Below are 25,364 nucleotides of genomic sequence, written 5' to 3' on the forward strand. Positions count from 1 at the left end.
ATCAGAGTCCTGCCGCTACCTTAATCATCGGCATGCCGCCCGGGTAGCGGAGGAATCTCAAATCCTCGCGTACGCTGCACTCAGCGCCTGCGCCAGCTGGGTGCGGGTAAAGGGCTTACGCAGCCACTCCACCTCCGGCAGGGCCGGGTTCTGCGCCGGGCGCAAATCCTGACCGCTGATCAGCAGCACCGGCAGCGCCGGAAAGCGGCGTCGGGCGGTATGGATCACATCGGCGCCGCTCAGCGCGCCGGGCAGCATCAAATCGCTGATCAACAGGGCGATATCCGGCGAGGCCTCCAGCAGCTGCAGCGCCTCTTCCCCGCTGGCGGTTTCCAGCGTCAGCCAGCCCAGCTGATGCAGCTGTTCGCACAGCGTCTGGCGAACATCCTCTTCATCCTCCAGCACCAGCGCCAGCCGCTCTCCCGCCGGGATGGGTTCGTCTTCCACCGGCGCCACCGCCTTCCCGACCTCGGTCATCGCCCGGGGCAGCTGCAGCCGCACCGTCGTCCCCTGCCCCGGCGCGCTCTCCAGCGCCACCCTGCCGCCCGACTGGCGCACAAAGCCATACACCATCGACAGCCCCAGGCCGCTGCCGCTGCCGGTGGCTTTGGTGGTGAAGAAGGGTTCAAACACCCGGGCTTTCACCGCCTGCGACATGCCGCTGCCGTGATCGATCACCTCCAGGGCCACCATATCCTGCCGCTGGCCGCTGCTGCGAGTGACCCGCTGATTCCAGGTGCGAATTTTAATGACGCCCGTGCGCCCGGCCATGGCGTCGCGGGCGTTCATCACCAGGTTGATCAGGGCGTTTTCCAACTGGCCGACGTCTATCCATGCCGGCCATGCCGGCGACTGCGCCTCAATCTCCAGGCTCAAGGTCGCCGGCAGGGAGTGGCGCATCAGCTCGCTGAGGTTCTCCAGCAGCGGCGCCATCGCCACCGCCTGGGGATGCAGCGCCTGCTTGCGCGAAAAGGCCAGCAGCCGCTGGGTCAGAAGCGCCCCGCGTTCCGCCGCCTTCAGCGCCCTGGTGAGGCGCGGCGCATCCTGCGCATTCGCCTCCACCAGCTCAAGGCTGCCGATGATCACCGCCAGCAGGTTGTTAAAATCATGCGCCAGGCCGCCGGTCAGCTGGCCGACGGCCTTCATCTTCTGGCTGTGCAGCAGCGCCTCCTCCAGCTCCTGGCGCTTAATCCGATCGATCTCCATTTGGGTGGTCTTCTCTTTCAGCAGCCGGGTGGTATGCTCCAGCGACGCCGTATTGCGGGCGAAAACGTTAAAGGCGCGCGCCAGTTCGCCCAGCTCGTCGCGCCGCTGCAGGGCCGGCACCGAGACGTTCGGCTCTCCCTGAGCCAGCCGCGACATCGCCCGCGAGATAGCGGTCAGGTTAGAGCCCAGGTTACGGTAGATGTACCACCCGGCGCAGCCGGTGATCGCCAGCGCCAGCAGCGCGGAAAGCAGAATAAACATGCTGATGGAGCGCAGCTCCCGATGGCTCTGCGCCGCCCGCTGTTCGGAGGCTTCCGCCACCCGGGTCACGTACTGATTGATGTCGTCGTTAAGTAGCGCGACCAGCGCTTTGATGTGGTACATGTACCAGCTGATCGTCAGGTCGCTCTCCTCCAGCTGGGCCGACAGCGGGGCCAGCTTCGCCAGCTCCCGGGTGACGTCGGGGAGAACAAACGCCAGCGCGGGATCGGCGCTTTGAGCCGGCAGGTCGCCGCGCAGCTGGTCGAGCTGCAGAACGATCGACCGCGGCGTGACGGTATGGATCGCGGCGACGATCAGCCGGTCCATCTCGGCCAGCCGGCGAGGATCGATCGCCCGCTCCCCGCCGCGATCGTTAAGATCGGCGAGATGGCGCAGGTTGCTCTGATTCTGGTAAAGCGAACTCAGCAGCGCATTGCGCTGCAGATGGCGGCGCTGGCCGCGCTCCAGCATCTCCGCCACGCTCTGCTGCAGCGCGTTGCTGCGGCGAATAATACTGGCCACCAGCGCCTGCTCCTGCTGCGCCAGCGGGGCCGCCGCCAGCTGGGCCAGCGAGTGCTTCAGCGCCTGCTGCGTCGCCAGCAGCCGTTCCGCTTCGCTTTTGTACTCCAGCGCGCCCACCACCTGCGACAGGCGCACCGCCGCCGTGGCGACATTCGCCGTGTCCCGCGCCAGATCCATACTGCCGCGCATATCGTTGAGGGTCTGGCGCTGCACCTGCTCCTGCAGCTGGCTGGCGTGGTGAAAGCCGAACACCGCCACGCCGCTCACCAGCAGGGTGACGACTACCATCAGCAGATTAAAGGAGAGCAGGCGGCCACGGGCGCTGGTGAAAAACGGGTGTCGGCGAGCGGTCATAGCAACTCCGGTGAAGGAACGGTCGGCAGATAAGCGTGACGGTGCAGAAAATGACGCCGCGTAACTGTGATCGCGGTTAACTATTTATCACTATGACAAATATGAATGGATTCTGACATCCTGCATTTATTTTCCGGTGGTGGACTACAGCTATTGTTCTCGCAGACAGGAGCGCCGTGATGACCGCCACCCCGGTACTGGAAATGCGCCATATCGCCAAAGCTTTTGGCAAATTCTACGCGCTGAAGGGCGTCGACCTGACGGTCTGGCCCGGCGAGATCCATGCCCTGATGGGGGAAAACGGCGCCGGAAAAAGCACACTGATGAAGATCCTCGCCGGCGCCTATACCGCCACCAGCGGCGAGATCCTGATCGACGGGAAACCGCAAACGATCCGCGGCCCCAAGGACGCGCTGGCCGCCGGGATCACGTTGATCTACCAGGAGATGCAGCTGGCGCCGAACCTGACCGTCGCGGAAAACATCTTCCTCGGCAGCGAGCTGGCGCGCGGTGGCCTGGTGCAGCGCAAAGCGATGCTCAGCCAGGCGCAGGCGGTGATCGACCGTCTCGGCGCCCAGTTCAAGGCCAGCGACCGGGTGATGACCCTGACCATCGCCGAACAGCAGCAGGTGGAGATCGCCCGCGCTCTGCACCGTCAAAGCCGCATTCTGGTGATGGATGAACCCACCGCCGCCCTCTCCTCGCGAGAAACCCAGCGCCTGTTCGACCTCATCCTGCGCCTGCGTGACGAGGGGATGGCGATCATCTATATCAGCCACCGTATGGCGGAAGTGTATGAGCTCTCCGACCGGGTCAGCGTCCTGCGCGATGGGCAGTATGTCGGCAGCCTGGTGCGCGACAAGCTCAATGCGCCGGAGCTGGTGCGCATGATGGTCGGCCGTCCGCTCAGCGATCTGTTCAATAAAGCGCGCGATATTCCCCGCGGCCAGCCGCGCCTGCGGGTCGAAGACCTGACCGATGGCGGCAAGGTTAAGCCCAGCAGCCTGGTGGTGCATGCTGGCGAAATCGTCGGCCTCGCCGGGCTGGTCGGCGCCGGACGCTCCGAGCTGGCGCAGCTGATCTTTGGCGTGCGCAAAGCCACCGGCGGGGTGATCGAGATCGACGGCGAGCCGGTGGTGATCCACTCGCCGCGCGAAGCCATCGACCATGGAATCGGCTTTCTGACCGAAAATCGCAAAGAGCAGGGCCTGTTTCTCGAACTGGCGGCCCAGGAAAACATCACCATGGCGACGCTGGAGCGCGACGCGACCTGGGGGATGCTCAATCGCCGTAAGGCGCAAACTATTTCCGATGACGCCATCCAGCTGCTGAACATCCGCGTGCCTCACGCCCAGGTGCGCGCCGGCGGACTGTCCGGCGGCAACCAGCAGAAGCTGTTAATTTCGCGCTGGGTGGCGATTGGCCCACGCATTCTGATCCTCGATGAACCCACCCGCGGCGTCGACGTCGGCGCGAAAAGCGAGATTTACCGCATCATGAACGACATGGCGCGCCAGGGCGTCGCTATTCTGATGATCTCCAGCGAACTGCCTGAAGTGGTGGGCATGAGCGACCGGGTCTATGTGATGCGCGAAGGGACTATCGCCGGCGAGCTGCAGTCCGGCGATATCAGCCAGGAACAGATCATGACGCTGGCCACCGGCGTGAACGATTCTCACCTTAAGGCAGGGCAACTATGAGCATACCGAAAGAGACCTCCGCGCCGGTCGCGACATCCGCTTCGGCGAAAAAAATGCTGATGGGCGACCTGATGCAGACCGTCGGCATTCTGCCGATCCTCATCCTGATCGTCGCCGTTTTCGGCTTTATCGCCCCCAACTTCTTCACGGAAAGCAATCTGCTGAATATCACCCGCCAGGCCTCGATCAACATTGTGCTGGCGGCGGGAATGACCTTCATCATCCTCACCGGCGGCATTGACCTCTCCGTCGGCTCCATTCTCGGCACCACCGCGGTGGCGGCAATGGTGGTCTCGCTGATCCCGGAGTTGGCGTTGCTGTCGATTCCGGCGGCGCTGATGCTCGGCCTGCTGCTTGGGCTGTTCAACGGCGCGCTGGTGGCCTTCGCCGGGCTACCGCCGTTTATCGTCACCCTCGGCACCTATACGGCGCTGCGCGGCGCCGCCTATCTGCTGGCCGACGGCACCACGGTAATCAACTCCGATATCAGCTTCGAGTGGATCGGCAATGACTACCTCGGCCCGGTGCCGTGGCTGGTGGTCATCGCCCTGGCGGTTATCGCGGTGTGCTGGTTTATCCTGCGCCGAACCACCCTTGGGGTGCATATCTACGCGGTGGGCGGCAACATGCAGGCGGCGCGGCTGACCGGCATCAAAGTCTGGCTGGTGCTGCTGTTTGTCTATGGCATGAGCGGCCTGCTCTCCGGCCTTGGCGGGGTGATGAGCGCCTCCCGGCTGTACAGCGCCAACGGCAACCTCGGGGTCGGCTACGAGCTGGACGCCATCGCCGCGGTCATTCTCGGCGGCACCAGCTTCGTCGGCGGCATCGGCACCATCACCGGTACGCTGGTGGGGGCGCTGATTATCGCCACCCTCAATAACGGTATGACCCTGATGGGGGTCTCCTACTTCTGGCAACTGGTGATCAAAGGGGCGGTGATCATCATTGCGGTGCTGATCGACAAATACCGTACCCGACACCATCAAAGTGCATAACAACACCATCTTACCTGCGAGGAAAAGCGAATGCGTTTAAAACCGATAGTCACCGCGCTGTGTGCTGGCGCGCTGCTGGCCGCCTCCCCCTTTGCGTCGGCCAAAGAGCTGAAAGCGATAGGCGTGACGGTGGGCGACCTTGCCAACCCGTTTTTTGTGCAGATCACCAAGGGCGCGGAGCTGGAAGCCCGCAAGCTGGCGGGGGATAACGTCAAAGTGACGCTGGTCTCCAGCGGCTACGACCTGGGCCAGCAGGTGGCGCAGATCGACAACTTTATCGCCGCCAGGGTCGATATGATTATCCTCAACGCCGCCGATTCGAAAGGCATTGGCCCGGCGGTGAAGCGGGCCAAAGAGGCCGGGATCGTGGTGGTGGCGGTTGACGTTGCCGCCGAAGGGGCCGACGCCACCATCACCTCCGATAACACCCAGGCGGGCGAGCTGGCCTGTAAATACATTAGCGACCGTCTGAACAACAAAGGCAACGTGGTGATCATCAACGGGCCGCCGGTCTCCGCCGTACAAAACCGCGTCGAAGGCTGCGAAACGGAGTTCAAAAAACACCCGGATATTAAAATTTTGTCCTCCAACCAGAACGCGAAAGGCAGCCGGGAAGGCGGACTGGAGGTGATGACCTCCCTGCTGGCGGCCAATCCGAAGATTGACGGCGTGTTCGCGATCAACGATCCGACGGCGATTGGCGCCGATCTGGCGGCGAAACAGGCGCAGCGCAGCGAGTTCTTCATCGTCGGCGTCGACGGCAGCCCGGACGGCGAAGAGGCGCTGAAGCGTAAGAACTCGCTGTTCGTCGCGACGCCGGCGCAGGATCCGCAGGTGATGGCGGCGAAGGCGGTGGAAATTGGCTACAACATCCTGCAGGGCAAACCGGCCCCAACCGCGCCGGTGCTGATCCCGGTGACCATGATCGACAAAAACAACGTCAGCTCTTACAAAGGCTGGACCGTGAAATAAGCGCAACCGGGCGCACAATCGTTCCGTCGATTGTGCGCTACGCTTAACAGGTATGACGGCGCGGAGTAGCGATCATGGAACGCAAAGGCATCATTGCCGCAGGCAACATGCTGGTCGATCATGTTCACCAGATCAGACAGTGGCCGGAGCGCGGCTGGCTGGTGGAAATTATTCACAGCGAACGCGCCACCGGCGGCGCGCCGCTGAATGTCCTGCTGACCCTGGCCAAAATGCACGCCGGACTGCCGCTGCAGGCGGTCGGCCTGATTGGCGAGGATAACGATGGCGACTACATTACCGCCATGCTCGATCAGTACCATATCAATCGCCAGCTTGTGCAGCGCACCAGCTCCGCCCCCACCTCAATGACTCAGGTGATGACCGACGCCGAAGGCCAGCGCACCTTCTTTCACTCTCCCGGCGCCAACCGCCTGCTTGACCTTCCGGCCTTTGAGCCGCTGGATGCGCCGCTGAAAATTTTCCATCTCGGCTATCTGCTGCTGCTTGAGAGTCTCGATCGCCCCGACGAAGAGTACGGCACCCGCAGCGCGCGGTTGCTGGCGCAGATGCGCGAGCGAGGCTATGAGGTTTCCCTCGATCTGGTGTCGCGCAAGGGCGACCCGCGCTACCGCCCGCTGGTCCTGCCGGCGCTGGCGCATCTTGACTACCTGACCATCAATGAGCTGGAAGCCAGCGAGTTTAGCGGGCTGGAGATTCGTCTACCCAACGGCGAGCCGCACGTCGCCCATATCGCCCGCGCCGCCAGCGCATTGCTTGACGCAGGCGTGCGCCAGCGAGTGGTGATCCACTGTCCGGAGGGGGCATGGGGCGTCTCCCGTACCGAAGCCGGGCGCTGGGTACCGTCATGGCGGCTACCGCCGGAGGAGATTGTCGGCAGCGTCGGCGCCGGAGATGCCTTCTGCGCCGGCCTGCTGTACGGCAGCCACGAACGCTGGCCGTTAACCGACAGTCTGCAGCTGGCTCATGCCTGCGCCCGCGCCAGCCTGCAGGCCGCCAATGCGATCGACGGCGCCAAAACGCTCTCTGAGCTGCAGGCGTTTATTCAGTTGCAGAATAGTGAGAGGGGTTAACACCGCCAGCAATGGGCAGGCCGGTTAGACAGCCCCCGCCCTACGCCGCCTTCTCGCTGTGGGTCACGTCGGCGGAAAAGACATAGCCCAGGCCGCGCAGCGTTTTAATCAGCGTCGGCTGATGCGGGTTCAATTCGATTTTGCGCCGCAGGCGCATGATCAGCACATCGATGGTGCGATCGAACACCTCGGTGCTTTCGGTATGGGTTAGCGCCAGCAGCTGTTCACGGTTCAGCACCCGGCGGGCGTTCTGCGCCAGCGCCAGCAGCAAACCGTATTCTCCCTGAGTCAGCGGGATCGCCTGCTGCTGTGGGTTATACAGCTCACAGCGGGTGGTATCCAGCCGCCAGCCGTTGAACGTCAGGCCGGCGACGCCGCCCGGCGCCTCGCTGGCCAGCGCCCCGCTGCGCCGCAGCACCGCCTTCACCCGGGCGACCACCACCCGCGAACTGAACGGTTTGGCGATGTAATCATCGGCGCCCATCTCCAGGCCCACCACCACATCGGACTCGCTGCCCAGGCCGGAGAGCATCACCACCGGCAGCTCAGGCCGCGTGCGCTGCAGCTGCTGGAGCACCTGCAAACCATGGGTATCCGGCAGGATCATATCCAGCAAAACCAGCGCGATGTCCGCCCGCTGCGCCACCGTCGCCAGCGCGTCGCCGCCGGTCTGGCAGACCAGCACCTCAAACGCGTGCGCGCCGAGCACATCGCTGAGCAGCTCGCCCATCGCTATGTCGTCATCAACCACTAAAATGACCGGTTTCATCTTTGCCTCTGCCCGCGGGGAGTTAGTGTCAGTCTGATCGATTCTGCAAGGCTGCGCCGACAAATTCCTCTCCCGGTGACATTTTTTCAAGCGCCGTCACATCTCCAGGGTATCGACACGTCAAATCTGTCGACAGGCTGTTTTTCGTCAGCATTTCGCCCAAAAAAGCCACGTATCATCAAGGAATACCCACAATGAAAATATGGCATAGAAGATGCATAGTGACGGCGCGATAGCGCAAACGCGCCCATTGAATAACTGGAGCAAGACCGATGAAAAAAGTCGTCACGGTTTGCCCGTATTGCGCATCAGGTTGCAAAATCAACCTGGTGGTCGATAACGGCAAAATCGTTCGGGCTGAAGCGGCGCAGGGGAAAACCAACCAGGGAACCCTGTGCCTGAAGGGCTATTATGGCTGGGACTTTATTAACGATACCCAGATCCTGACGCCGCGCCTGAAAACCCCCATGATCCGTCGTCAACGCGGCGGCAAGCTGGAAGCTGTCTCCTGGGATGAGGCGCTGGATTACGTCGCCACTCGCCTCAGCGCCATTAAAGCCAAATATGGCCCGGATGCGATCCAAACCACCGGCTCCTCCCGCGGTACCGGTAATGAAACCAACTATGTGATGCAAAAATTCGCGCGCGCCGTTATTGGTACCAATAACGTCGACTGCTGCGCTCGCGTCTGACACGGCCCTTCGGTTGCAGGTCTGCACCAGTCGGTCGGTAATGGCGCCATGAGTAATGCCATCACGGAGATTGATAACACCGATCTGGTGTTTATCTTCGGTTACAACCCGGCGGATTCCCACCCTATCGTGGCGAATCACGTCATTAACGCTAAACGCAACGGGGCGAAAATTATCGTCTGCGACCCGCGCAAAATTGAAACCGCGCGCATCGCCGATATGCACATTGCGCTGAAGAACGGCTCGAATATCGCGCTGCTCAACGCCATTGGCCACGTGATTATTGAAGAGGATCTGTACGATAAATCCTTCGTCGCCAGCCGTTCCGAAGGCTTCGAGGAGTATCGCAAAATCGTTGAAGGCTATACGCCGGAGTCGGTGGAGGAGATCACCGGGGTCAGCGCCCAGGAGATCCGCGCCTGCGCCCGGATGTACGCCAGCGCCAAATCCGCCGCCATTCTGTGGGGCATGGGCGTGACCCAGTTCTACCAGGGCGTGGAGACCGTACGTTCGCTGACCAGCCTGGCGATCCTCACCGGCAACCTCGGCAAACCGAGCGTCGGCGTCAACCCGGTGCGCGGCCAGAACAACGTCCAGGGCGCCTGCGACATGGGGGCGCTGCCGGATACCTATCCGGGCTATCAGTACGTTAAGTTCCCGGAAAACCGCGAGAAGTTCGCCAAAGCCTGGGGCGTCGACAGCCTGCCGGCACATACCGGCTATCGCATCAGCGAGCTGCCGCACCGCGCGGCGCACGGCGAAGTGCGGGCGGCGTACATTATGGGTGAAGATCCGCTGCAGACCGATGCCGAACTCTCGGCGGTGCGCAAAGCGTTCGACGATCTGGAGCTGGTTATCGTCCAGGACATTTTCATGACCAAAACCGCCTCCGCGGCCGACGTCATCCTGCCGTCCACCTCGTGGGGCGAGCACGAAGGCGTGTACACCGCAGCGGATCGCGGCTTCCAGCGCTTCTTTAAAGCGGTAGAGCCGAAGTGGGACCTGAAAACCGACTGGCAGATCATCAGCGAAATCGCCACCCGGATGGGTTATCCGATGCACTATAACAACACCCAGGAGATCTGGGACGAGTTGCGGCATCTGTGCCCGGACTTCTACGGCGCCACCTACGAGAAAATGGGTGAGCTTGGCTACGTCATGTGGCCGTGCCGCGATGAGTCCGACGCCGATCAGGGGACGTCGTATCTGTTTAAAGAGAAGTTCGATACCCCGAACGGGCTGGCGCAGTTCTTCACCTGCGACTGGGTCGCGCCGATCGATAAGCTCACCGACGAGTACCCGATGGTGCTGTCGACGGTGCGCGAAGTCGGCCACTACTCGTGCCGTTCAATGACCGGTAACTGCGCGGCGCTGGCGGCGCTGGCGGATGAGCCTGGCTATGCGCAGATCAACACCGCCGACGCCGAACGGTTAGGCATTGAGGATGAAGCGCTGGTGTGGGTGAATTCGCGCAAGGGTCGGATCATCACCCGCGCGCAGGTCAGCGACCGGCCGAACAAAGGGGCGGTGTATATGACCTACCAGTGGTGGATTGGCGCCTGTAACGAGCTGGTGTCGGAGAACCTGAGCCCGATAACCAAAACGCCGGAGTACAAGTACTGCGCGGTCAACGTTGAGCGGATTGCCGATCAGCGCGCGGCGGAACAGTACGTGATCGACGAGTACAACAAGCTGAAATCCCGCCTGCGCGAAAGCGCGATGGGTTAATGTTCGGCGGCCTGATCCGGCTCGCGCGATGCGTAGGCCGGATCTGGCATAGCCGCCACTCGGCATACAAGCGGCGCCGTGCCCGCGTACCTGCGGTAGGTAGAGCGAATCCGCTCTACCTACCGATCCCTGTCATTTTCTTCTTTTTCGCCTCCCTTTATACTGCGCGCTATGTTCCTTGCTGATAATAAATACAAATGAAATACCTCTTTTTATTTTTACTGGTCATTACCAGCGGCGCAGCGGTGGCCACCGAACCGGGTAGCCGGTATCAACAGCAGGCGGAAGCCGGCGATCGACGCGCGCAATATTACCTTGCGGATACCTGGGTTAGCTCCGGCGATTATCAGAAAGCCGAATTCTGGGCACAGAAAGCAGCGGCGCAGGGCGATGGCGACGCGCTGGCCCTGCTGGCGCAGCTAAAAATTCGCAATCCGCAGCAGGCGGACTATCCGCAGGCTCGCCAGCTGGCGGAAAAAGCCGTCGAGGCCGGCAGTAAATCCGGGGAGATCGTCCTCGCGCGAGTGCTGGTGAACCGTCAGGCTGGCCCCACCGACGTGGCGCACGCCATCACGCTTCTGCAGGATGCCGCCCGGGACAGCGAAAGCGATGCGGCGGTAGACGCCCAGATGCTGCTGGGGCTGATCTACGCCAGCGGCGTGCACGGTCCGGAAGATGATGGGAAAGCGAGCGCCTACTTTAAAGGCAGCTCGGCGCTCTCGCGGACCGGCTATGCCGAATACTGGGCCGGGATGATGTTCCAGCAGGGAGAGAAAGGCTTTATCGAACCGAATAAGCAGAAGGCGCTGCACTGGCTTAACGTCAGTTGCCTGGAGGGGTTTGATACCGGCTGCGAAGAGTTTGACAGGATCAGTAAAGGATAAGAAAAAGCCCGGCGCTCGCGCCGGGCTTTGTGTTTTATTGCGCGGTTTTATCAAACTTGCCCAGCACTTCGCGTTCATACGCCAGCGCTTTTTTGCGGTCGAACTTATGCTCCCACTTGGCGATAACCAGCACCGCCAGCGCATTGCCCACCACGTTCAGCGCGGTACGCGCCATGTCGAGGATACGGTCGACGCCGGCGATAAAGGCGAGGCCCTCCAGCGGGATCCCGACGCTGCCCAGGGTGGCCAGCAGCACCACAAAAGAGACGCCCGGCACGCCGGCGATCCCTTTCGAGGTCACCATCAGGGTCAGTACCAGGGTGATCTCCTGCCAGATGGAGAGGTCGATGCCGTACAGCTGGGCGATAAAGATCGCCGCGATGCTCTGATACAGCGTTGAGCCATCGAGGTTAAAGGAGTAGCCGGTCGGCACCACGAAGCTGGTGATCGACGCCGGCGCGCCATAGGCTTCCATTTTCTCGATAATACGCGGCAGCACGCTCTCGGAGCTGGCGGTGGAGTAAGCCAGAATCAGCTCATCTTTCAGGATGCGGATTAGGATCCAGATGCTCAGGCCGCACAGGCGGGCGACAATCCCCAGCACCACCAGCGCGAAAAACAGGATCGCGAAGTAAACCAGCAGCACCAGCTTGGCCAGCGGCCACAGCGAGGCGAAACCAAAGGTGGCGACGGTCACTGAAATCAGGGCGAACACCCCGATCGGCGCATAGCGCATCACCATATGGGTGACTTTGAACATGGTTTCGGAGATGGAGCGGAAGACCGTCACCAGCGGCTCACGGTGCGTCGCCGGCAGCGAGGAGAGCCCCAGACCAAACAGCACCGAGAAGAAAATAATCGGCAGCATATCGCCTTTCGCCATCGACGCCACGATGTTGGTCGGCACCAGCGACAGGATGGTGCCCATCAGGCCATGCGCATGGCTCTGCACCTCAGCGGTGGTGTTCTGGTATTTCGAAATATCAACCGCCGCCAGCTGCGACATATCAATGCCCGTTCCCGGCTGGAAGACGTTGGCCAGGGTGATACCCAGCACGATCGCCACCGTGGTGATCACTTCGAAATAGATAATGGTTTTGGCGCCGATCCGGCCTAACTGTTTGGCATCGCCCACGCCGGCAATCCCGACCACCAGGGTCGAAATAACAATCGGGACTACGATCATTTTAATCAGATGGATAAAGATATCGCCCGCCGGCGTCAGCAAATTGCTAATCAACCAATCGCGACTTTCGGCGTGGTAATGCAGATAACTGCCCAAAAGGATACCCAGCACCAGGGCTAGCAAAATTTGCCAGGCCAGACTGACTTTTTTTGTTTTCTTCACTACTGACTTCCTCAATGAAAGGCACCATTCCTTTTCGTCATGGTACCCACTGCAGGGGGTATGAATTGTGTTGCGTTGCTTTGTGGGGTTATTTAACGCGCAATATCAGTATCATTTGCACGGCATGCTGCGCAAGCCTTTAAGAATAGGGCTTTCTTCTGGTTTTCTGCATAAAGTCACGAATTTCCCCCAGTTACAATGCATAAGTATTTGTAATAAAAAATATTTCACATCTTCCGTTTCTATAAATTCATTTACGTAATTATTTCACTTCAAAGTTTCATTTGACGAAATTTCACTCAGTTGAATCATTGCGTGATCTGCCCCCCAATTAACAAACAAAGCTGTCAAAACCCCTACTCTTAACGTTTGTTTGACATATATTTAACAAGTTCAAAGGAGAAAAAAAGCCATGAGCCAAATACACAAACACCCTATTCCCGCTAACATTGCGGAACGTTGCCTGATTAACCCGGATCAGTACAAGGCGCAGTATCAACAATCCATAACCGACCCTGATACATTCTGGGGCGAGCAGGGCAAAATCCTTGACTGGATGCGCCCCTATACCCGCGTGAAGAATACCTCCTTTGCGCCGGGTAACATTTCCATCAAATGGTATGAAGACGGCACCCTGAACCTCGCCGCCAACTGCCTCGACCGCCATCTCGCCGAGCGCGGCGATCAAACCGCCATCATCTGGGAAGGCGACGACGCCAGCCAGAGCAAGCACCTCACCTACCGTGAACTGCATGCGGACGTCTGCCGCTTCGCCAATGTGCTGCTCGGCCTCGGGATTAAAAAAGGCGACGTGGTCGCCATCTATATGCCGATGGTGCCGGAAGCCGCGGTGGCGATGCTGGCCTGCGCCCGCATCGGCGCCATCCACTCGGTGATTTTCGGTGGCTTCTCGCCGGAGGCAGTGGCCGGACGCATTATCGACTCCAGCTCGCGCCTGGTGATCACCGCGGATGAAGGGCTGCGCGCCGGTCGCGCCATCCCGCTGAAGAAAAACGTCGATGACGCGCTGAAAAACCCGAACGTCAACAGCATTGAACACGTCGTGGTCCTGAAACGTACCGGCGGTAAAATCGACTGGCAGGAAGGCCGCGATCTGTGGTGGAGCGATCTGATGGCGAACGCCAGCGCCGAACACCGCCCCGTCGAGATGAACGCCGAAGATCCGCTGTTCATCCTCTATACCTCTGGCTCCACCGGTAAACCGAAAGGGGTGTTGCACACCACCGGCGGCTATCTGGTCTACGCGGCCACCACCTTTAAATACGTTTTCGATTACCACCCGGGCGATATTTACTGGTGCACCGCCGATGTCGGCTGGGTCACCGGCCACAGCTATCTGCTGTACGGCCCGCTGGCCTGCGGCGCCACCACTCTGATGTTCGAAGGGGTGCCGAACTGGCCAACCCCGGCGCGTATGTGCCAGGTCGTCGATAAGCATAAGGTCAGCATTCTGTATACCGCTCCGACGGCGATCCGTGCCCTGATGGCGGAAGGCGACAAGGCTATCGAAGGCACGGACCGCTCCTCACTGCGCATTCTCGGCTCGGTCGGCGAACCCATTAACCCGGAAGCCTGGGAGTGGTACTGGAAGAAGATCGGTAACGAGAAGTGCCCGGTGATGGACACCTGGTGGCAGACCGAAACCGGCGGCTTTATGATCACCCCGCTGCCGGGGGCGATTGAGCTGAAGGCTGGCTCCGCTACCCGCCCGTTCTTCGGCGTTCAGCCGGTGCTGGTGGATAACGAAGGGCTGCCGCTGGATGGCGCCACCGAGGGCAATCTTGCCATCGCCGACTCCTGGCCCGGCCAGGCGCGAACCCTGTTCGGGGATCATGAGCGCTTTGAGCAAACCTACTTCTCCACCTTCAAAAATATGTACTTTAGCGGCGACGGCGCGCGCCGAGATGAAGATGGCTATTACTGGATCACCGGCCGCGTGGATGACGTTCTGAACGTCTCCGGCCACCGTCTGGGTACTGCCGAGATCGAATCGGCGCTGGTGTCACACCCGAAAATCGCCGAAGCGGCAGTGGTCGGTATTCCGCACAACATCAAGGGCCAGGCTATCTACGCCTACGTGACGCTCAATCACGGTGAAGAACCGACGCCGGAGCTGTATGCGGAAGTGCGTAACTGGGTGCGTAAAGAGATTGGCCCGCTGGCGACGCCGGATGTTCTGCACTGGACCGATTCGTTGCCAAAAACCCGCTCGGGCAAAATTATGCGCCGCATTCTGCGCAAGATCGCCGCGGGCGACACCAGCAACCTCGGCGATACCTCGACTCTCGCCGATCCTGGCGTAGTGGAAAAACTGCTCGAAGAGAAGCAGGCCATTACCATGCCTTCTTAAGTAAGGACCGATTCCCTACACCCTCTCCCCCACCGGGGAGAGGATAAAAATAAGTCCCTCCCCCAGGATTTCACTCGCAGGAACGCCGTCAGCGAACCGTATCCCGGCCTTTAACGCCGGAGGGGTTGCTGTCGCCAGCGTCCGCTGCGTGGATGACGAAAGGGAGACCTCTGGAGACGCTAAGATGAATGAACAACTTTGTCAGCGGATAGAAAATAGTGCGCATTTCAGGGAGCTGGTAGCATCACGGCAACGGTTTGCCGCCATTCTGTCAGTGATTATGTTAGTGATCTATGTGGGCTTTATTCTGCTTATCGCCTTCGCGCCAGGCTGGCTCGGCACGCCGCTGCACGCCGGGACCAGCGTCACCCGCGGGATCCCGCTGGGCATCGGGGTGATCGTCATTTCGTTTGTTCTCACCGGTATTTATGTCTGGCGGGCCAACGGTGAATTTGACCGTTTGACCAAGAGCGTTCTCAACGAGGTAAAAGCATGATCAAGAGAGTCCTGACGGCGCTCGCCGCCACGCTGCTGCCCCTCGGCGTTCAGGCCGCAGACGCCATTACCGGCGCGGTACAGCGCCAGCCGACCAACTGGCAAGCGATTGTCATGTTCCTGATTTTCGTCGCCCTGACCCTGTACATCACTTACTGGGCGTCAAAACGGGTGCGTTCGCGCAGCGATTACTACACCGCCGGCGGCAATATCACCGGTTTCCAGAACGGGCTGGCGATTGCCGGCGACTTTATGTCGGCAGCGTCGTTCCTTGGTATCTCCGCGCTGGTGTATACCTCCGGTTACGACGGTCTGATCTACTCGCTGGGCTTCCTTGTCGGCTGGCCGATTATCCTGTTTCTGATTGCCGAACGTCTGCGTAACCTTGGCCGCTACACCTTTGCCGACGTGGCGTCCTATCGTCTCAAACAGGGACCGATCCGCACCCTCTCCGCCTGCGGCTCGCTGGTGGTGGTGGCCCTCTATCTGATCGCCCAAATGGTCGGCGCCGGCAAGCTGATCCAGCTGCTGTTCGGTCTTAACTATCACGTTGCGGTGGTGCTGGTGGGCGTCCTGATGGTGCTCTATGTCCTGTTCGGCGGCATGCTGGCGACCACCTGGGTGCAGATTATCAAAGCGGTTCTGCTGCTGTTCGGCGCCAGCTTTATGGCCTTTATGGTGATGAAGCACGTCGGCTTCAGCTTCAATAATCTGTTTACCGAAGCGATGGCCGTCCACCCGAAAGGCGCGGCGATTATGAGCCCGGGTGGGCTGGTGAAAGATCCGATATCCGCGCTCTCCCTTGGCCTCGGTCTGATGTTTGGTACCGCCGGCCTGCCGCATATCCTGATGCGTTTCTTCACCGTGAGCGACGCCAAAGAAGCGCGTAAAAGCGTGTTCTACGCCACCGGTTTTATGGGCTACTTCTATATTCTGACCTTTATCATCGGCTTCGGCGCCATCATGCTGGTCGGCGCGAACCCAGTGTTCAAAGACGCGGCCGGGCAGCTTATCGGCGGCAATAATATGGCGGCGGTGCATCTGGCGGATGCGGTGGGCGGCAACCTGTTCCTCGGCTTTATCTCCGCGGTCGCCTTCGCCACCATTCTGGCGGTGGTCGCTGGCTTGACGCTGGCGGGCGCCTCAGCGGTGTCGCACGACCTGTACGCCAACGTCTTCCGTAAAGGGGCGACCGAGCGTCAGGAGCTGAAGGTCTCCAAAATTACGGTGCTGATCCTCGGCGTGGTGGCCATTCTGCTGGGCATCCTGTTCGAAAATCAGAATATCGCTTTCATGGTCGGCCTGGCGTTCTCTATTGCCGCCAGCTGTAATTTCCCGATCATTCTGCTGTCGATGTACTGGTCGAAGCTGACCACCCGCGGGGCGATGATCGGCGGCTGGCTGGGTCTGCTGACGGCGGTGATTCTGATGATCCTCGGCCCGACCATTTGGGTGCAGATCCTCGGTCATGAGAAAGCGCTGTTCCCGTATGAATACCCGGCGCTGTTCTCCATCGCTATCGCGTTCATCGGTATCTGGCTCTTCTCCGCGACCGATAACTCACCGGAAGGGATGCGCGAGCGCGAGCAGTTCCGCGCCCAGTTTATCCGTTCGCAGACAGGGATTGGCATCGAGAAAGGTCAGGCGCATTAATCTTCTCCCCCTTCCCCGGCATCGTCCGGGGAAGGGGCTTATTCTGCCCCCGTCAGTTGTAGGTGAAGGTGATCACCCCTGCTGCGTTTGCTGAACCTGCTGTCACTATACTTCCCGTCTTATAATAGTTTGTGGAAAAAGCGAGCGACTGCTGAGCGGCTGCCCCGCCAGGACTGTCGGGATGGGTGAAATAGCTATAGCTGGCATCTGCGCCGTCGTTCGTTACCGTCGTACGGCTCGAGGTATAGAGGCTGATGTCGGTATTCAATGGCAGCGCTTCGCCATCCAGATTCAACTGGACCCCCACCCCGGTGGCAACATTCTCTTCTGCCGTTAAGGCCATTACGGTGTTATCCGGATTATCCCCACTCGCTTCCGCCGCCACCACCCGCATCGAAACATTGGTTCCCGGCTCGCAAAAGAGATTCATGGACTGCCGCGCTGATCCTACCTTCGTCGCGCTATTAAACTCGCCGGTATTGATGCTGCCCATGGCAAAACTAAGATTATTGCTACTGACATCGCACCCCATCGGGATCATCTGGATGCTGGTGGTTCCGCTGATATGCAGTTGAGAAATCGCTACCGAGCCTGACTTATCCTTTGCCGATACCGTCGCCACCGGGTCGTTAAAGGATAATGTACTATTGCTGGCAATCGCGCCGCCAGTCGCTACCAGCTGCAGCTGATACGCCGGGGTGTAATGTGTGGAAGCGTAGAAATCTAAAAAGCCATTAGGTTCACCGAGTTTAAAGTTGGCATCGCCGATATAATGCACCTGCGAGTCGGGAGTGAAATCATCTGTATCGTTCTCATATTCACCACTGATATTAAGCCACACTTTAACGCGTATCCCGATCCCCTGCACCGAGGTGGTATAGATGTTATCGCCGACCAACGCCCCGGCATTGCTCGAAGACCAGGCAAACACCGCGTAAATTTGCCCCTGGCAATTGAGCATAAACGTTTGCGCGTGATTCATTTTCCCGGAATCGTATAGCACCGTACCCGCGGTATAATTTCCGGCGTTGATAAGTATTTTTTCCGGCAGGTTAGTCATCGAGATATCGCCATAATTTTTCCCCTCACATAACGCCCAGCTGTAGGAGGGGATCAGCACCACAATGAAAAATAAAATAAGCTTTTTCATAAACTTCCCTGTCGAAATGATTATTTATAAGCCACATCAAACGTGGCGGTAAAACCGACAATGCCGGGACTCACCTGGCCATAAGGTGAGTACATCCGTGCCGCCATGGTGAACGTGTGGATGTCCGCTTCGCTATCAAAGGTGAAGAGATACTGGTTACCGGGGCCCAGCGGCTGCTGGTCGGCCATGCTGAGCAGTTGCAAACCAATGCCGCTGGCCCCGCTATTGCCTGTCATATAGCTTTTATAGATCGAAGTATGGGCTTCATCGAAACCAGCCCCACTGAATGTGATCGTCACTGCCGACGCATAGGCGGAACAGTTGGAAAAGAGCAGCTTAACCGGCACGCTGGCGCTGCTCGATCCCGCTTTTCCGGAGAACGTCTGATAGGGAACGGTGCCCAAATCAATACGATTCGACGGCTCCACAGCCACCTCACAGGAGGGCGCTTCGATCGTGCCCGTAACCTTAAAATTGACCGTGCTGTTGCTCTCGTAAGCCAACCCGGGAGCGGAGAGCAGTAAAAGGCTAGCCAGTACACAGCCCCCTGCTCCGCAGTCTTTAATGCTCATATCAGCCCTTTTTTCCTGTTGCGAACGTGCGGCCATTATCGGCAGATGGCCTGATAAAACTGAATATTGTCGCTCAGCGTGGTGCTGGAGAAATCATAATGAGCGGTGCACTGCTCACTGCTTTTGTCCCCCCAGCGTGCTAGCAGCTGGCCTTTTTTCTGCAACCCCGTCAGGTAAACCTGCCCCTCATCGCCAACGATATTGCTGCGCGAGACGCTGGTGTTAGGCCGGGCGTTATCGAGGGTCACCAGCGCGCCGAAGGGCACCACCCCGCTGCGGGTGCGCAGTGTGAGCATCGCCTTATAGCCAATTCGCGTGTCATACTGCACTTTGACGATCGCGTTGCGCGTCGGTACCACCGTTCTGGCAACGTTATCCACTTCAGCGCCGGGGATTTCCTGTTCATCCAGCGCCAGGCTATTACGATGGTATGGACGGACGTAGGGCACCACGGCATATCCGGTGGAATCCGTCGTCACGTTTGTCTGGCCGCGCACCGTCACATCGCTGACGCCGGGGGTCTCGACCAGCGCCGAACTCTCCCCCAGAAAGCGTGACAGCGTGAGCCCACCTGAATGGGCGACCATGCCGCCGCGCAGCGAATAGTTGTAGTGATTGCTGTAGCGGTCGTAGCCATAGCCGCCCGCCACGTCGCCTTTTGCCCCCTGGTAGTTGACGCTGAGGTTGCCGGAAGTGCTCTTATCCTGGGTGTTGTACCCTTCCAGCACGCTCCAGTTCAGGGAGCGATCCTCGAACGCTGAACCGTTAAGTCCCACGCTGTGCGTGGTGTCGTTATGGCGGCCATGGTTCATGGTGTAATTCGCCGAGAGTGAGTCTCCCAGCGGAATGCTTAACGTCAGGGAGACGACCGTATCGCTGGCCGGCCGGTTATGACCGCTGTCATCGGTGTTCTGCACGTTGCGGTTATAGGAATAGTTAATAAAGTAGGAGGCTTTGCCGATTGCTCCGCTATAGCCCACCCCGACCGACGCCATGCGCGAGTTGTCCCAGTAGGTTTCATTGATCAGCGACAGCGAAAGTGAGCCATAGCCAAACAGCGTCTGTGACACCGAGGCGTCAAAACGGCCTTTCGTTCTGCCGTTGCTGGTACAGCAGTCATACTGAGTGGAAGCGTTATCGATAAAATCCTGAAACGAATAGTATCCCGCGGTGGAGTAGCGATAACCGGCCACGGAAAAGTTGGTCCCGGTCTGGAGAAAACTTTTGCTAAAGCGGACGCGATAAGATTGCCCCTGTTCTTTACTGGTCGATGTGGCCGCGGCGTTGGCGTTGACATCAGCCCATGACTGAGAACCATCAAATGAGAGGGCGCCGATAGTCCCAAGATTAAAACCGGCGCCTAACAGCAAGTTGGTGTATTTATCTTCCGCCTGCTGAAAGCCGCTATAAAGAGTAACGTTGCTGGTCACGCCATAAACCAGAGAGGACTGAATAAAGTTATATTCTTTATCGTCGGAGCTACCTGAGCGCGTTCTGCCACTGCTCAGCGCATAGTCCAGCTGGCCCTCGCGCTGCAGGATCGCCAGCGAGGCGAATGGCACCACAAAGTTTTGCTCGCTGCCGTCAGACTCTTTAATGCTGACGTACAGATCGCCGGCGCTGCCGGTGGCGTAAAGATCTTTTATTTCAAAGGCGCCGGGTGCAACGGTGGTTTTATAAATGCTATAGCCATTCTGATAGACCGAGACCTCAGCGGTGGTACGCGCAATACCCTTGATCGTCGGCGCAAACCCGTGAAGGCTATCCGGCAGCATCTCTTTATCTGAGCTGAGCTGTAGGCCGGTAAAGCTCATGCTGTCGAAGATGCCGGACGACGTATAGGTGTTGCCCACCACCAGTTGACTGCGCAGGGTTTGGATATCGCGGGTGATATAGGAGTATACCGACTCCCAGCGACTGCTATTGTCGCTGTGGCTATAGGTGCTGTAGTTGCGCAGGCGCCACGGCCCCAGGTTCACGCCAGGCTGCAGGCTGATAAACTGGCTGTCGATAGTCGCGCCGTTATGTCGCGGGGTATTGCGCTGCCCGGAAATGCTGTAGTTGAGAATACCGGCGTTAATCCCCTGCTGCCACTGGCTCTCCGGCACATAGTCCCTGGGGCGGTTCAGCATGGCGGCTTGTGGGACGGTAAAATCTATCCGCTGTTGGGCAAGTGAAACCGTAAACGTCACGCCCGGGATCGCCGACAGCTGAGCACAGGTTTCTCCTGCCTCGAACAGCTTCGGATAGGCGGCGGTATTGATGAGCCATGAATGAAGAAACTCCGTAGAAAGACAGGGAGTCACCGTTGCGTTTGCACCAGCGTCAGGGTTATTTACCTGAAACAGGAGCGATTCAGAACCGACATACTTATCATTGATGAAAACATCCAGGTAATAAGTACCCGGCGGTACGCCATCTTGCGAAAAATAAGACAGATCAACTGAAGTCGCACTATTAGCGGTGACTTCGAGTAGGTTTGGGTTGAAATATTCGCCGGCCTCAGCGCAAGTAGATAGGGTACTCAGGCACAGAAAAATAGCGACGCAGAGACTTTTAGTTGGAAATAGCGGCTCAATGCTACTGAATAAGAGCGGTATATTTCTTCCCTGACATACCATAATCATTAATCACGCTCCATGTGATTTCTTTTTTTCCTGCCGAGGACAGGTTACTCCTGACGGGTATTTTTAAAGTCGAAAACGGGGCTGCAAACCATGCACCAGAAATATTTTTACCGTTAATACTAACCTGCGAGAAATTCATATACACTGGCGAACTATTTTTTACCGTTAGGGACGCCCCTTCTTTACCCCATCGTAATTTGTCGGCATAGCTTTCTGGTGTATTACCTTTTAACGCGGCAGGCCGGTAAATTAATTTTATTTTCGAGTTGATAGCAAACTGCACGACATTTTTATCAGGAATATATTCCGTCGCCGGGATCCCTTTAATATTTAGCCAAAACATGGATTCGCGGTCGTCTGGTAACATCTTTCCTGAACGGACAATACGCACAAATCCTTTTTCTCTGGCTTTAAGACGAAATAGCGGTGGTGTAATAATAAATGCATCTTTTGCTGGTGAAGCAGCATCAACCACAGAGAGCCAGGACTGCACGATATTGCTGTTCTGATCTTTATTCTCAACGCTAATAACGGCGTTATTCTTCGTACCATCAAAGACAAGGCGCGTACCGCCAACCACCACGCTGGCTTGCGCGATAGAAGACGACAGCACTAAACCAACCACAAAAAAAGGATATCTCATACGCTTAAATAAGGGGAATAACAGACGATCCCCCTTTCTCCCTTCAATAAAATGCAGAATTAATGATAGGTCACGTTATAAGTTACCGTTGTCTGAACGGCACCCTTTGTCGGTTCACCAGAGCCCGATTTCACCATCTTAACGGTGAACGGAATCGTTGCGGCACCGGAAGAGATATCGACATCGGAACCTTCTTCGTTATTTTTCATCAGGCTACCGGCTTCGTCATACAGCGCCACAGCGACGCCCGTTGCTGCGTCTTCCGTAGCCTGGTTTTTAAAGTAATCGCTATTCGCGGTATCGGAAACCCCGCCGAAAGTCACGCGGGCGGAGTTATTTCCCCCCTCTTCCACCGTCGGGCAATCCGCTAAGCTAAAGGAAAAGTTTTTGGCTGCGCCGAAGGTATACGCTTTCAGGTCCGCCACCGAGGTGGTACCCATATCAATGGCAGTCACACCGCCATCGATGGTCGCCGTACAGGTAGTATCTGAAACAATGCCATTAAAGGTAATGGTGTTATCAGCCTGGGCAACGGTAGACAGCGCGCTGCAGGCAGAGAAAATCAGGGCACCTGCCAGAAATTTTTTACTCATCTTCATATTTATTCCCATATCCATTATAAACGACAATCAGTCCGTCAATTGCTTTATGCAGCGATATTAGAGAATGAAATTCAATCAGCGCGGCGTCATGCCGGCATTTACATGCTATCGGCTTGATGACAGGCACTATTATGCAGAAATAAACGACCCACTATGAATCCATTCAATAATACAAGCTCGCGTAAAAAGAATAACTAACACAAGGTAAAAATTCAATTATCAACAGATATGCTATTTTTTAAACAACGCGTATTAAAAGATTAGCGGTGCGACATAAAAAACCTTAAAAATCACTTGGATAAGCAGTTATATAATTCGTGAAAATAATAAAAACACTGAATTATATTTAGATTGCAATTAAATAATTGCCGCCAGTGAAATATTTTCTTACAAATTCAGAAGAAACATAAGAATCGACTTAATCTTTTATGATGAGTAATAACGGGTATAAACAAAAACAGGGGAAAATAGTCCATAACTATTCTCCCCCTCAATATTTCATAATATCCGGTTACGGGACCATGTTAAAACAGCAGCCAGCGCACGACCGGCGCAGCCAGCACGACGACCACCCCTGAGAGCATCATCACCAGGCTGGCCACTACGCCCTCCTGCTGGCCCAGCTCATAGGAGCGCGCGGTTCCGGCACCGTGGGAGGCCGCCCCGAACCCGGCCCCTTTCGCCATCCCTTCCCGGATAGCAAGCCGTAAAAACAGCATGTCCCCCACCGCCATACCAAAGACGCCGGTGATCACCACAAACAGCGCCACCAGATCGGGTTGACCGCCGAGCGGTTTCGCCGCCGCCAGGGCAAAAGGCGTGGTCACCGAACGCACCGCCAGGCTACGCTGTATTTCGTCAGACAACATCAATCCGCGCGCCAGCCACACGGAACTGGTCACCGCTACCACCACCGCCGTCACCACCCCTGCGCTGAGAGACATCCAGTGGCGTTTGATCACCGCGATATTTTCATAGACCGGGACGGCAAAGGCGATGGTCGCCGGGCCCAGCAGCCAGAGCAGCCAGTGGGTCTCTCCCATATAGCTCTGATAAGAGATATGGCCTGCCACCAGGATCAGCACCAGCAGGATCGGCGTAAATACCAGCGGCATCAACGGCAGTTTATGAAAACGGCGATACAGTTTTTTGTTAGCGTAATAGAGGCCCAGCGTCGCCGCCAGACACAGGATACTTAGCGTGGTATCGCTCATTTTTTTATCCTGTTCACTTCGTAACGATAAACCTTGTCAACGACCCAGGCCGTAGCGCCGAGCACCATCAGCGTGCTCAACGCAATGACCAGGAAAATACGCCATCCGTCGACCATCAACAGCTGGGCATAATTGACCACCGCCACCACCGCCGGGACGAAAAACAGCAGCATCTCCGCCAACAGCCAGCGGGCGCCGGCGCGAACCCAGTTGAGGGGGATCACCCGGCAAACGATCATCAACAGGAGCATCACCATGCCCACTAAGTTGGCCGGCAAGGGTACCTGCCACCTGTTCACCAGATATTGTGCGAAGATGAATAACCCGACGTAGAGCAGCACCTGTATCGGGATCTGAAGTCGCTGCGCCACAGCAGGGGCAACGCGAGCTGGCGCGAAGGCCATGAGCGATAGTCCTGAAAAAAGAAGTCAGGCATGCAGTATAGAGAGCCGCCGACGCGGACAGAAATGAATTAAAATCATCGCAGGTATAGTCTCAGGGAATAATTATGGATATCCGAACGCTGCGCTATTTCGTTGAAGTGGTTCGTCAGCAGAGTTTTACTCGCGCGGCGGAAAAGCTGTTTGTCACACAGCCCACCATCAGCAAGATGCTCAAAAATCTCGAAGATGAACTGAACTGCACGCTGTTGATCCGCGACGGCCGCAAACTGCTGCTTACCGATACCGGGCGCGTGGTTTTTGAACGCGGCCAGGCGATCCTCGGCGAGTTCAGCCAGCTGGAGTCAGAGCTGAGCGATATCAATCACCTGCATAAGGGGGTGCTGCGTCTTGGCATTCCGCCGATGGTCGGGATGCTGATGGCGGAGCCGATCAGCCGTTTCCGCCAGCGCTACCCGGGCGTCGAGCTGAAAATCGCCGAGTTTGGCGGCCTGACGGTCCAGCAGGCGGTCAGCAATGGCGAACTTGATATGGCGATGACCGCCCTGCCGATCGAAGAGGGTAGCAGCCTCACCACCCTGCCGTTGTTCAACCACCCACTGTGCGTCCTGACGCCCAGGACCGCGGCGTGGGAAGGCAAAACGTCGCTCTCGCCGGCGGAGCTGGCGGCGCATCCGCTGGTTATCTACAACGAGGAATTTGCCCTCAGCCAGCAGCTGATGCGCCTGTTTAGCGAGCACGACGTGAAGCCGCGGATCGCCGTGCGCAGCGGCCAGTGGGACTTTCTCGCCGCCATGGTGCAGGCCGGCATTGGCGTGGCGATCCTGCCGGAGCCGATTTGCCAGCGTCTCGACCCGCAGAACTTTTGCTGGATCCCATTGCAAAGCGAGCTGCGCTGGGAGCTGGGGATGATTTGGCGGGAAGGCGTGTATATGTCGCGCAGCGCTGAGGCCTGGCTGGCGTGCAGTAAAGCGTTCTGGCTGGAATAACGCCTGGCGGCGCCAGGCTGGTGCGCATCGGGTGGATACCGCGGAGGTTGTCGGCCCGGTAAGGCGTCAGCTGCCCGCGGGCGCACGTGCGTTACGAGAGATCACCCGGCGGCGCTACGCCACCG

20 protein-coding genes and 1 pseudogene are annotated in these 25,364 nt (G+C 58.1%); 10 read left to right on the forward strand and 11 right to left on the reverse strand.

Going from position 1 to position 25,364, the window contains the following annotated elements; translation table 11 throughout:
- Positions 1-57 precede the first annotated feature (57 nt).
- Entirely contained in the window at positions 58-2,343 is a 2,286-nt protein-coding gene (locus LGM20_RS23665; RefSeq protein WP_044525152.1) for an ATP-binding protein, read from the reverse strand.
- A 179-nt stretch (positions 2,344-2,522) separates the two neighbouring features.
- On the opposite strand from LGM20_RS23665, the gene LGM20_RS23670 reads away from it, so the two are divergent.
- The 4 genes from LGM20_RS23670 to LGM20_RS23685 all read left to right on the forward strand — a co-directional run bounded on the left by LGM20_RS23670 (position 2,523) and on the right by LGM20_RS23685 (position 7,101).
- A complete protein-coding gene (locus LGM20_RS23670; RefSeq protein WP_044525151.1) occupies positions 2,523-4,043 on the forward strand; it encodes a sugar ABC transporter ATP-binding protein in 1,521 nt (506 codons plus the stop codon).
- A complete protein-coding gene (locus LGM20_RS23675; protein ID WP_023291658.1) occupies positions 4,040-5,038 on the forward strand; it encodes an ABC transporter permease subunit in 999 nt (332 codons plus the stop codon). Before LGM20_RS23670 ends, LGM20_RS23675 begins: the two co-directional genes overlap by 4 nt.
- A gap of 30 nt (positions 5,039-5,068) precedes the next feature.
- Positions 5,069-6,010, forward strand: coding sequence for an ABC transporter substrate-binding protein (locus LGM20_RS23680; RefSeq protein WP_032454582.1), 942 nt, complete (start codon positions 5,069-5,071; stop codon positions 6,008-6,010).
- 74 nt (positions 6,011-6,084) lie between these two features.
- Complete coding sequence (locus tag LGM20_RS23685) at positions 6,085-7,101, forward strand: carbohydrate kinase family protein (RefSeq protein ID WP_032454581.1); 1,017 nt, start codon at positions 6,085-6,087, stop codon at positions 7,099-7,101.
- Positions 7,102-7,141: 40 nt separating this feature from the next.
- Here LGM20_RS23685 and LGM20_RS23690 read toward each other — a convergent pair whose 3' ends face one another.
- Entirely contained in the window at positions 7,142-7,870 is a 729-nt protein-coding gene (locus LGM20_RS23690) for a response regulator (protein ID WP_044525150.1), read from the reverse strand.
- 272 nt (positions 7,871-8,142) lie between these two features.
- Between LGM20_RS23690 and fdhF the strand changes: the two genes are divergently transcribed.
- Positions 8,143-10,290, forward strand: coding sequence for a formate dehydrogenase subunit alpha (gene fdhF / locus LGM20_RS23695; protein WP_077598907.1), 2,148 nt, complete (start codon positions 8,143-8,145; stop codon positions 10,288-10,290).
- Positions 10,291-10,487: 197 nt separating this feature from the next.
- A complete protein-coding gene (locus tag LGM20_RS23700) occupies positions 10,488-11,174 on the forward strand; it encodes a tetratricopeptide repeat protein (RefSeq protein WP_023291654.1) in 687 nt (228 codons plus the stop codon).
- A 34-nt stretch (positions 11,175-11,208) separates the two neighbouring features.
- On the opposite strand, the gene gltP is transcribed toward LGM20_RS23700, so the two are convergent.
- Complete coding sequence (gene gltP / locus LGM20_RS23705) at positions 11,209-12,522, reverse strand: glutamate/aspartate:proton symporter GltP (protein WP_004206354.1); 1,314 nt, start codon at positions 12,520-12,522, stop codon at positions 11,209-11,211.
- A gap of 111 nt (positions 12,523-12,633) precedes the next feature.
- Positions 12,634-12,834: pseudogene (locus LGM20_RS23710) on the reverse strand (hypothetical protein).
- 100 nt (positions 12,835-12,934) lie between these two features.
- On the opposite strand from LGM20_RS23710, the gene acs reads away from it, so the two are divergent.
- The 3 genes from acs to actP all read left to right on the forward strand — a co-directional run bounded on the left by acs (position 12,935) and on the right by actP (position 17,041).
- Positions 12,935-14,893: an acetate--CoA ligase gene (gene acs, locus LGM20_RS23715; RefSeq protein ID WP_044525149.1), complete on the forward strand. Its 1,959-nt coding sequence runs from the start codon at positions 12,935-12,937 to the stop codon at positions 14,891-14,893.
- A gap of 184 nt (positions 14,894-15,077) precedes the next feature.
- Positions 15,078-15,389 (forward strand): DUF485 domain-containing protein, encoded by a 312-nt coding sequence (locus LGM20_RS23720; RefSeq protein ID WP_004206350.1) that lies wholly within the window; start codon positions 15,078-15,080, stop codon positions 15,387-15,389.
- Complete coding sequence (gene actP, locus LGM20_RS23725; RefSeq protein WP_025999225.1) at positions 15,389-17,041, forward strand: cation/acetate symporter ActP; 1,653 nt, start codon at positions 15,389-15,391, stop codon at positions 17,039-17,041. The genes LGM20_RS23720 and actP overlap by 1 nt, the downstream gene beginning before the upstream one ends.
- Positions 17,042-17,093: 52 nt before the next feature.
- On the opposite strand, the gene LGM20_RS23730 is transcribed toward actP, so the two are convergent.
- From LGM20_RS23730 to LGM20_RS23760, 7 genes are all read right to left on the reverse strand, one after another.
- Entirely contained in the window at positions 17,094-18,191 is a 1,098-nt protein-coding gene (locus LGM20_RS23730; protein WP_044525148.1) for a type 1 fimbrial protein, read from the reverse strand.
- 20 nt (positions 18,192-18,211) lie between these two features.
- The gene (locus LGM20_RS23735) at positions 18,212-18,763 is read right to left on the reverse strand and encodes a fimbrial protein (RefSeq protein ID WP_044525147.1); all 552 of its coding nucleotides are present in this window, start codon (positions 18,761-18,763) and stop codon (positions 18,212-18,214) included.
- A 35-nt stretch (positions 18,764-18,798) separates the two neighbouring features.
- Positions 18,799-21,390, reverse strand: coding sequence for a fimbria/pilus outer membrane usher protein (locus LGM20_RS23740; RefSeq protein ID WP_044525146.1), 2,592 nt, complete (start codon positions 21,388-21,390; stop codon positions 18,799-18,801).
- Positions 21,344-22,033 carry a fimbrial assembly chaperone gene (locus tag LGM20_RS23745; RefSeq protein ID WP_044525145.1) on the reverse strand — a complete coding sequence of 230 codons (690 nt, stop codon included), beginning with the start codon at positions 22,031-22,033 and terminating at the stop codon, positions 21,344-21,346. Before LGM20_RS23745 ends, LGM20_RS23740 begins: the two co-directional genes overlap by 47 nt.
- A gap of 59 nt (positions 22,034-22,092) precedes the next feature.
- Positions 22,093-22,650 carry a fimbrial protein gene (locus LGM20_RS23750; RefSeq protein WP_072096590.1) on the reverse strand — a complete coding sequence of 186 codons (558 nt, stop codon included), beginning with the start codon at positions 22,648-22,650 and terminating at the stop codon, positions 22,093-22,095.
- A gap of 509 nt (positions 22,651-23,159) precedes the next feature.
- Positions 23,160-23,849: an LrgB family protein gene (locus tag LGM20_RS23755; RefSeq protein WP_044525144.1), complete on the reverse strand. Its 690-nt coding sequence runs from the start codon at positions 23,847-23,849 to the stop codon at positions 23,160-23,162.
- Positions 23,846-24,253: a CidA/LrgA family protein gene (locus LGM20_RS23760; protein WP_004206336.1), complete on the reverse strand. Its 408-nt coding sequence runs from the start codon at positions 24,251-24,253 to the stop codon at positions 23,846-23,848. Before LGM20_RS23760 ends, LGM20_RS23755 begins: the two co-directional genes overlap by 4 nt.
- 104 nt (positions 24,254-24,357) lie before the next feature.
- Here LGM20_RS23760 and LGM20_RS23765 point away from each other — a divergent pair, with 104 nt between their 5' ends.
- On the forward strand, positions 24,358-25,239 hold the full coding sequence (locus LGM20_RS23765; protein WP_017900105.1) for a LysR family transcriptional regulator: 882 nt from the start codon (positions 24,358-24,360) through the stop codon (positions 25,237-25,239).
- Positions 25,240-25,364 lie beyond the last annotated feature (125 nt).

The sequence above is a fragment of the Klebsiella quasipneumoniae subsp. quasipneumoniae genome, from assembly GCF_020525925.1.
Lineage (GTDB): Bacteria > Pseudomonadota > Gammaproteobacteria > Enterobacterales > Enterobacteriaceae > Klebsiella > Klebsiella quasipneumoniae.

Excerpts from the sequence above, each read along its gene's own strand:
- LGM20_RS23670 (WP_044525151.1), top strand. The coding sequence starts at position 2,523 with ATGACCGCCACCCCGGTACTGGAAATGCGCCATATCGCCAAAGCTTTT.
- LGM20_RS23765 (WP_017900105.1), top strand. The coding sequence starts at position 24,358 with ATGGATATCCGAACGCTGCGCTATTTCGTTGAAGTGGTTCGTCAGCAG.
- LGM20_RS23680 (WP_032454582.1), top strand. The coding sequence starts at position 5,069 with ATGCGTTTAAAACCGATAGTCACCGCGCTGTGTGCTGGCGCGCTGCTG.
- LGM20_RS23675 (WP_023291658.1), top strand. The coding sequence starts at position 4,040 with ATGAGCATACCGAAAGAGACCTCCGCGCCGGTCGCGACATCCGCTTCG.
- LGM20_RS23720 (WP_004206350.1), top strand. The coding sequence starts at position 15,078 with ATGAATGAACAACTTTGTCAGCGGATAGAAAATAGTGCGCATTTCAGG.
- LGM20_RS23690 (WP_044525150.1), bottom strand. The coding sequence starts at position 7,870 with ATGAAACCGGTCATTTTAGTGGTTGATGACGACATAGCGATGGGCGAG.
- LGM20_RS23750 (WP_072096590.1), bottom strand. The coding sequence starts at position 22,650 with ATGGATATGGGAATAAATATGAAGATGAGTAAAAAATTTCTGGCAGGT.
- LGM20_RS23730 (WP_044525148.1), bottom strand. The coding sequence starts at position 18,191 with ATGAAAAAGCTTATTTTATTTTTCATTGTGGTGCTGATCCCCTCCTAC.
- LGM20_RS23745 (WP_044525145.1), bottom strand. The coding sequence starts at position 22,033 with ATGAGATATCCTTTTTTTGTGGTTGGTTTAGTGCTGTCGTCTTCTATC.
- LGM20_RS23700 (WP_023291654.1), top strand. The coding sequence starts at position 10,488 with ATGAAATACCTCTTTTTATTTTTACTGGTCATTACCAGCGGCGCAGCG.
- LGM20_RS23740 (WP_044525146.1), bottom strand. The coding sequence starts at position 21,390 with ATGATTATGGTATGTCAGGGAAGAAATATACCGCTCTTATTCAGTAGC.
- LGM20_RS23685 (WP_032454581.1), top strand. The coding sequence starts at position 6,085 with ATGGAACGCAAAGGCATCATTGCCGCAGGCAACATGCTGGTCGATCAT.
- acs (WP_044525149.1), top strand. The coding sequence starts at position 12,935 with ATGAGCCAAATACACAAACACCCTATTCCCGCTAACATTGCGGAACGT.
- LGM20_RS23665 (WP_044525152.1), bottom strand. The coding sequence starts at position 2,343 with ATGACCGCTCGCCGACACCCGTTTTTCACCAGCGCCCGTGGCCGCCTG.
- LGM20_RS23755 (WP_044525144.1), bottom strand. The coding sequence starts at position 23,849 with ATGAGCGATACCACGCTAAGTATCCTGTGTCTGGCGGCGACGCTGGGC.
- LGM20_RS23735 (WP_044525147.1), bottom strand. The coding sequence starts at position 18,763 with ATGAGCATTAAAGACTGCGGAGCAGGGGGCTGTGTACTGGCTAGCCTT.
- LGM20_RS23760 (WP_004206336.1), bottom strand. The coding sequence starts at position 24,253 with ATGGCCTTCGCGCCAGCTCGCGTTGCCCCTGCTGTGGCGCAGCGACTT.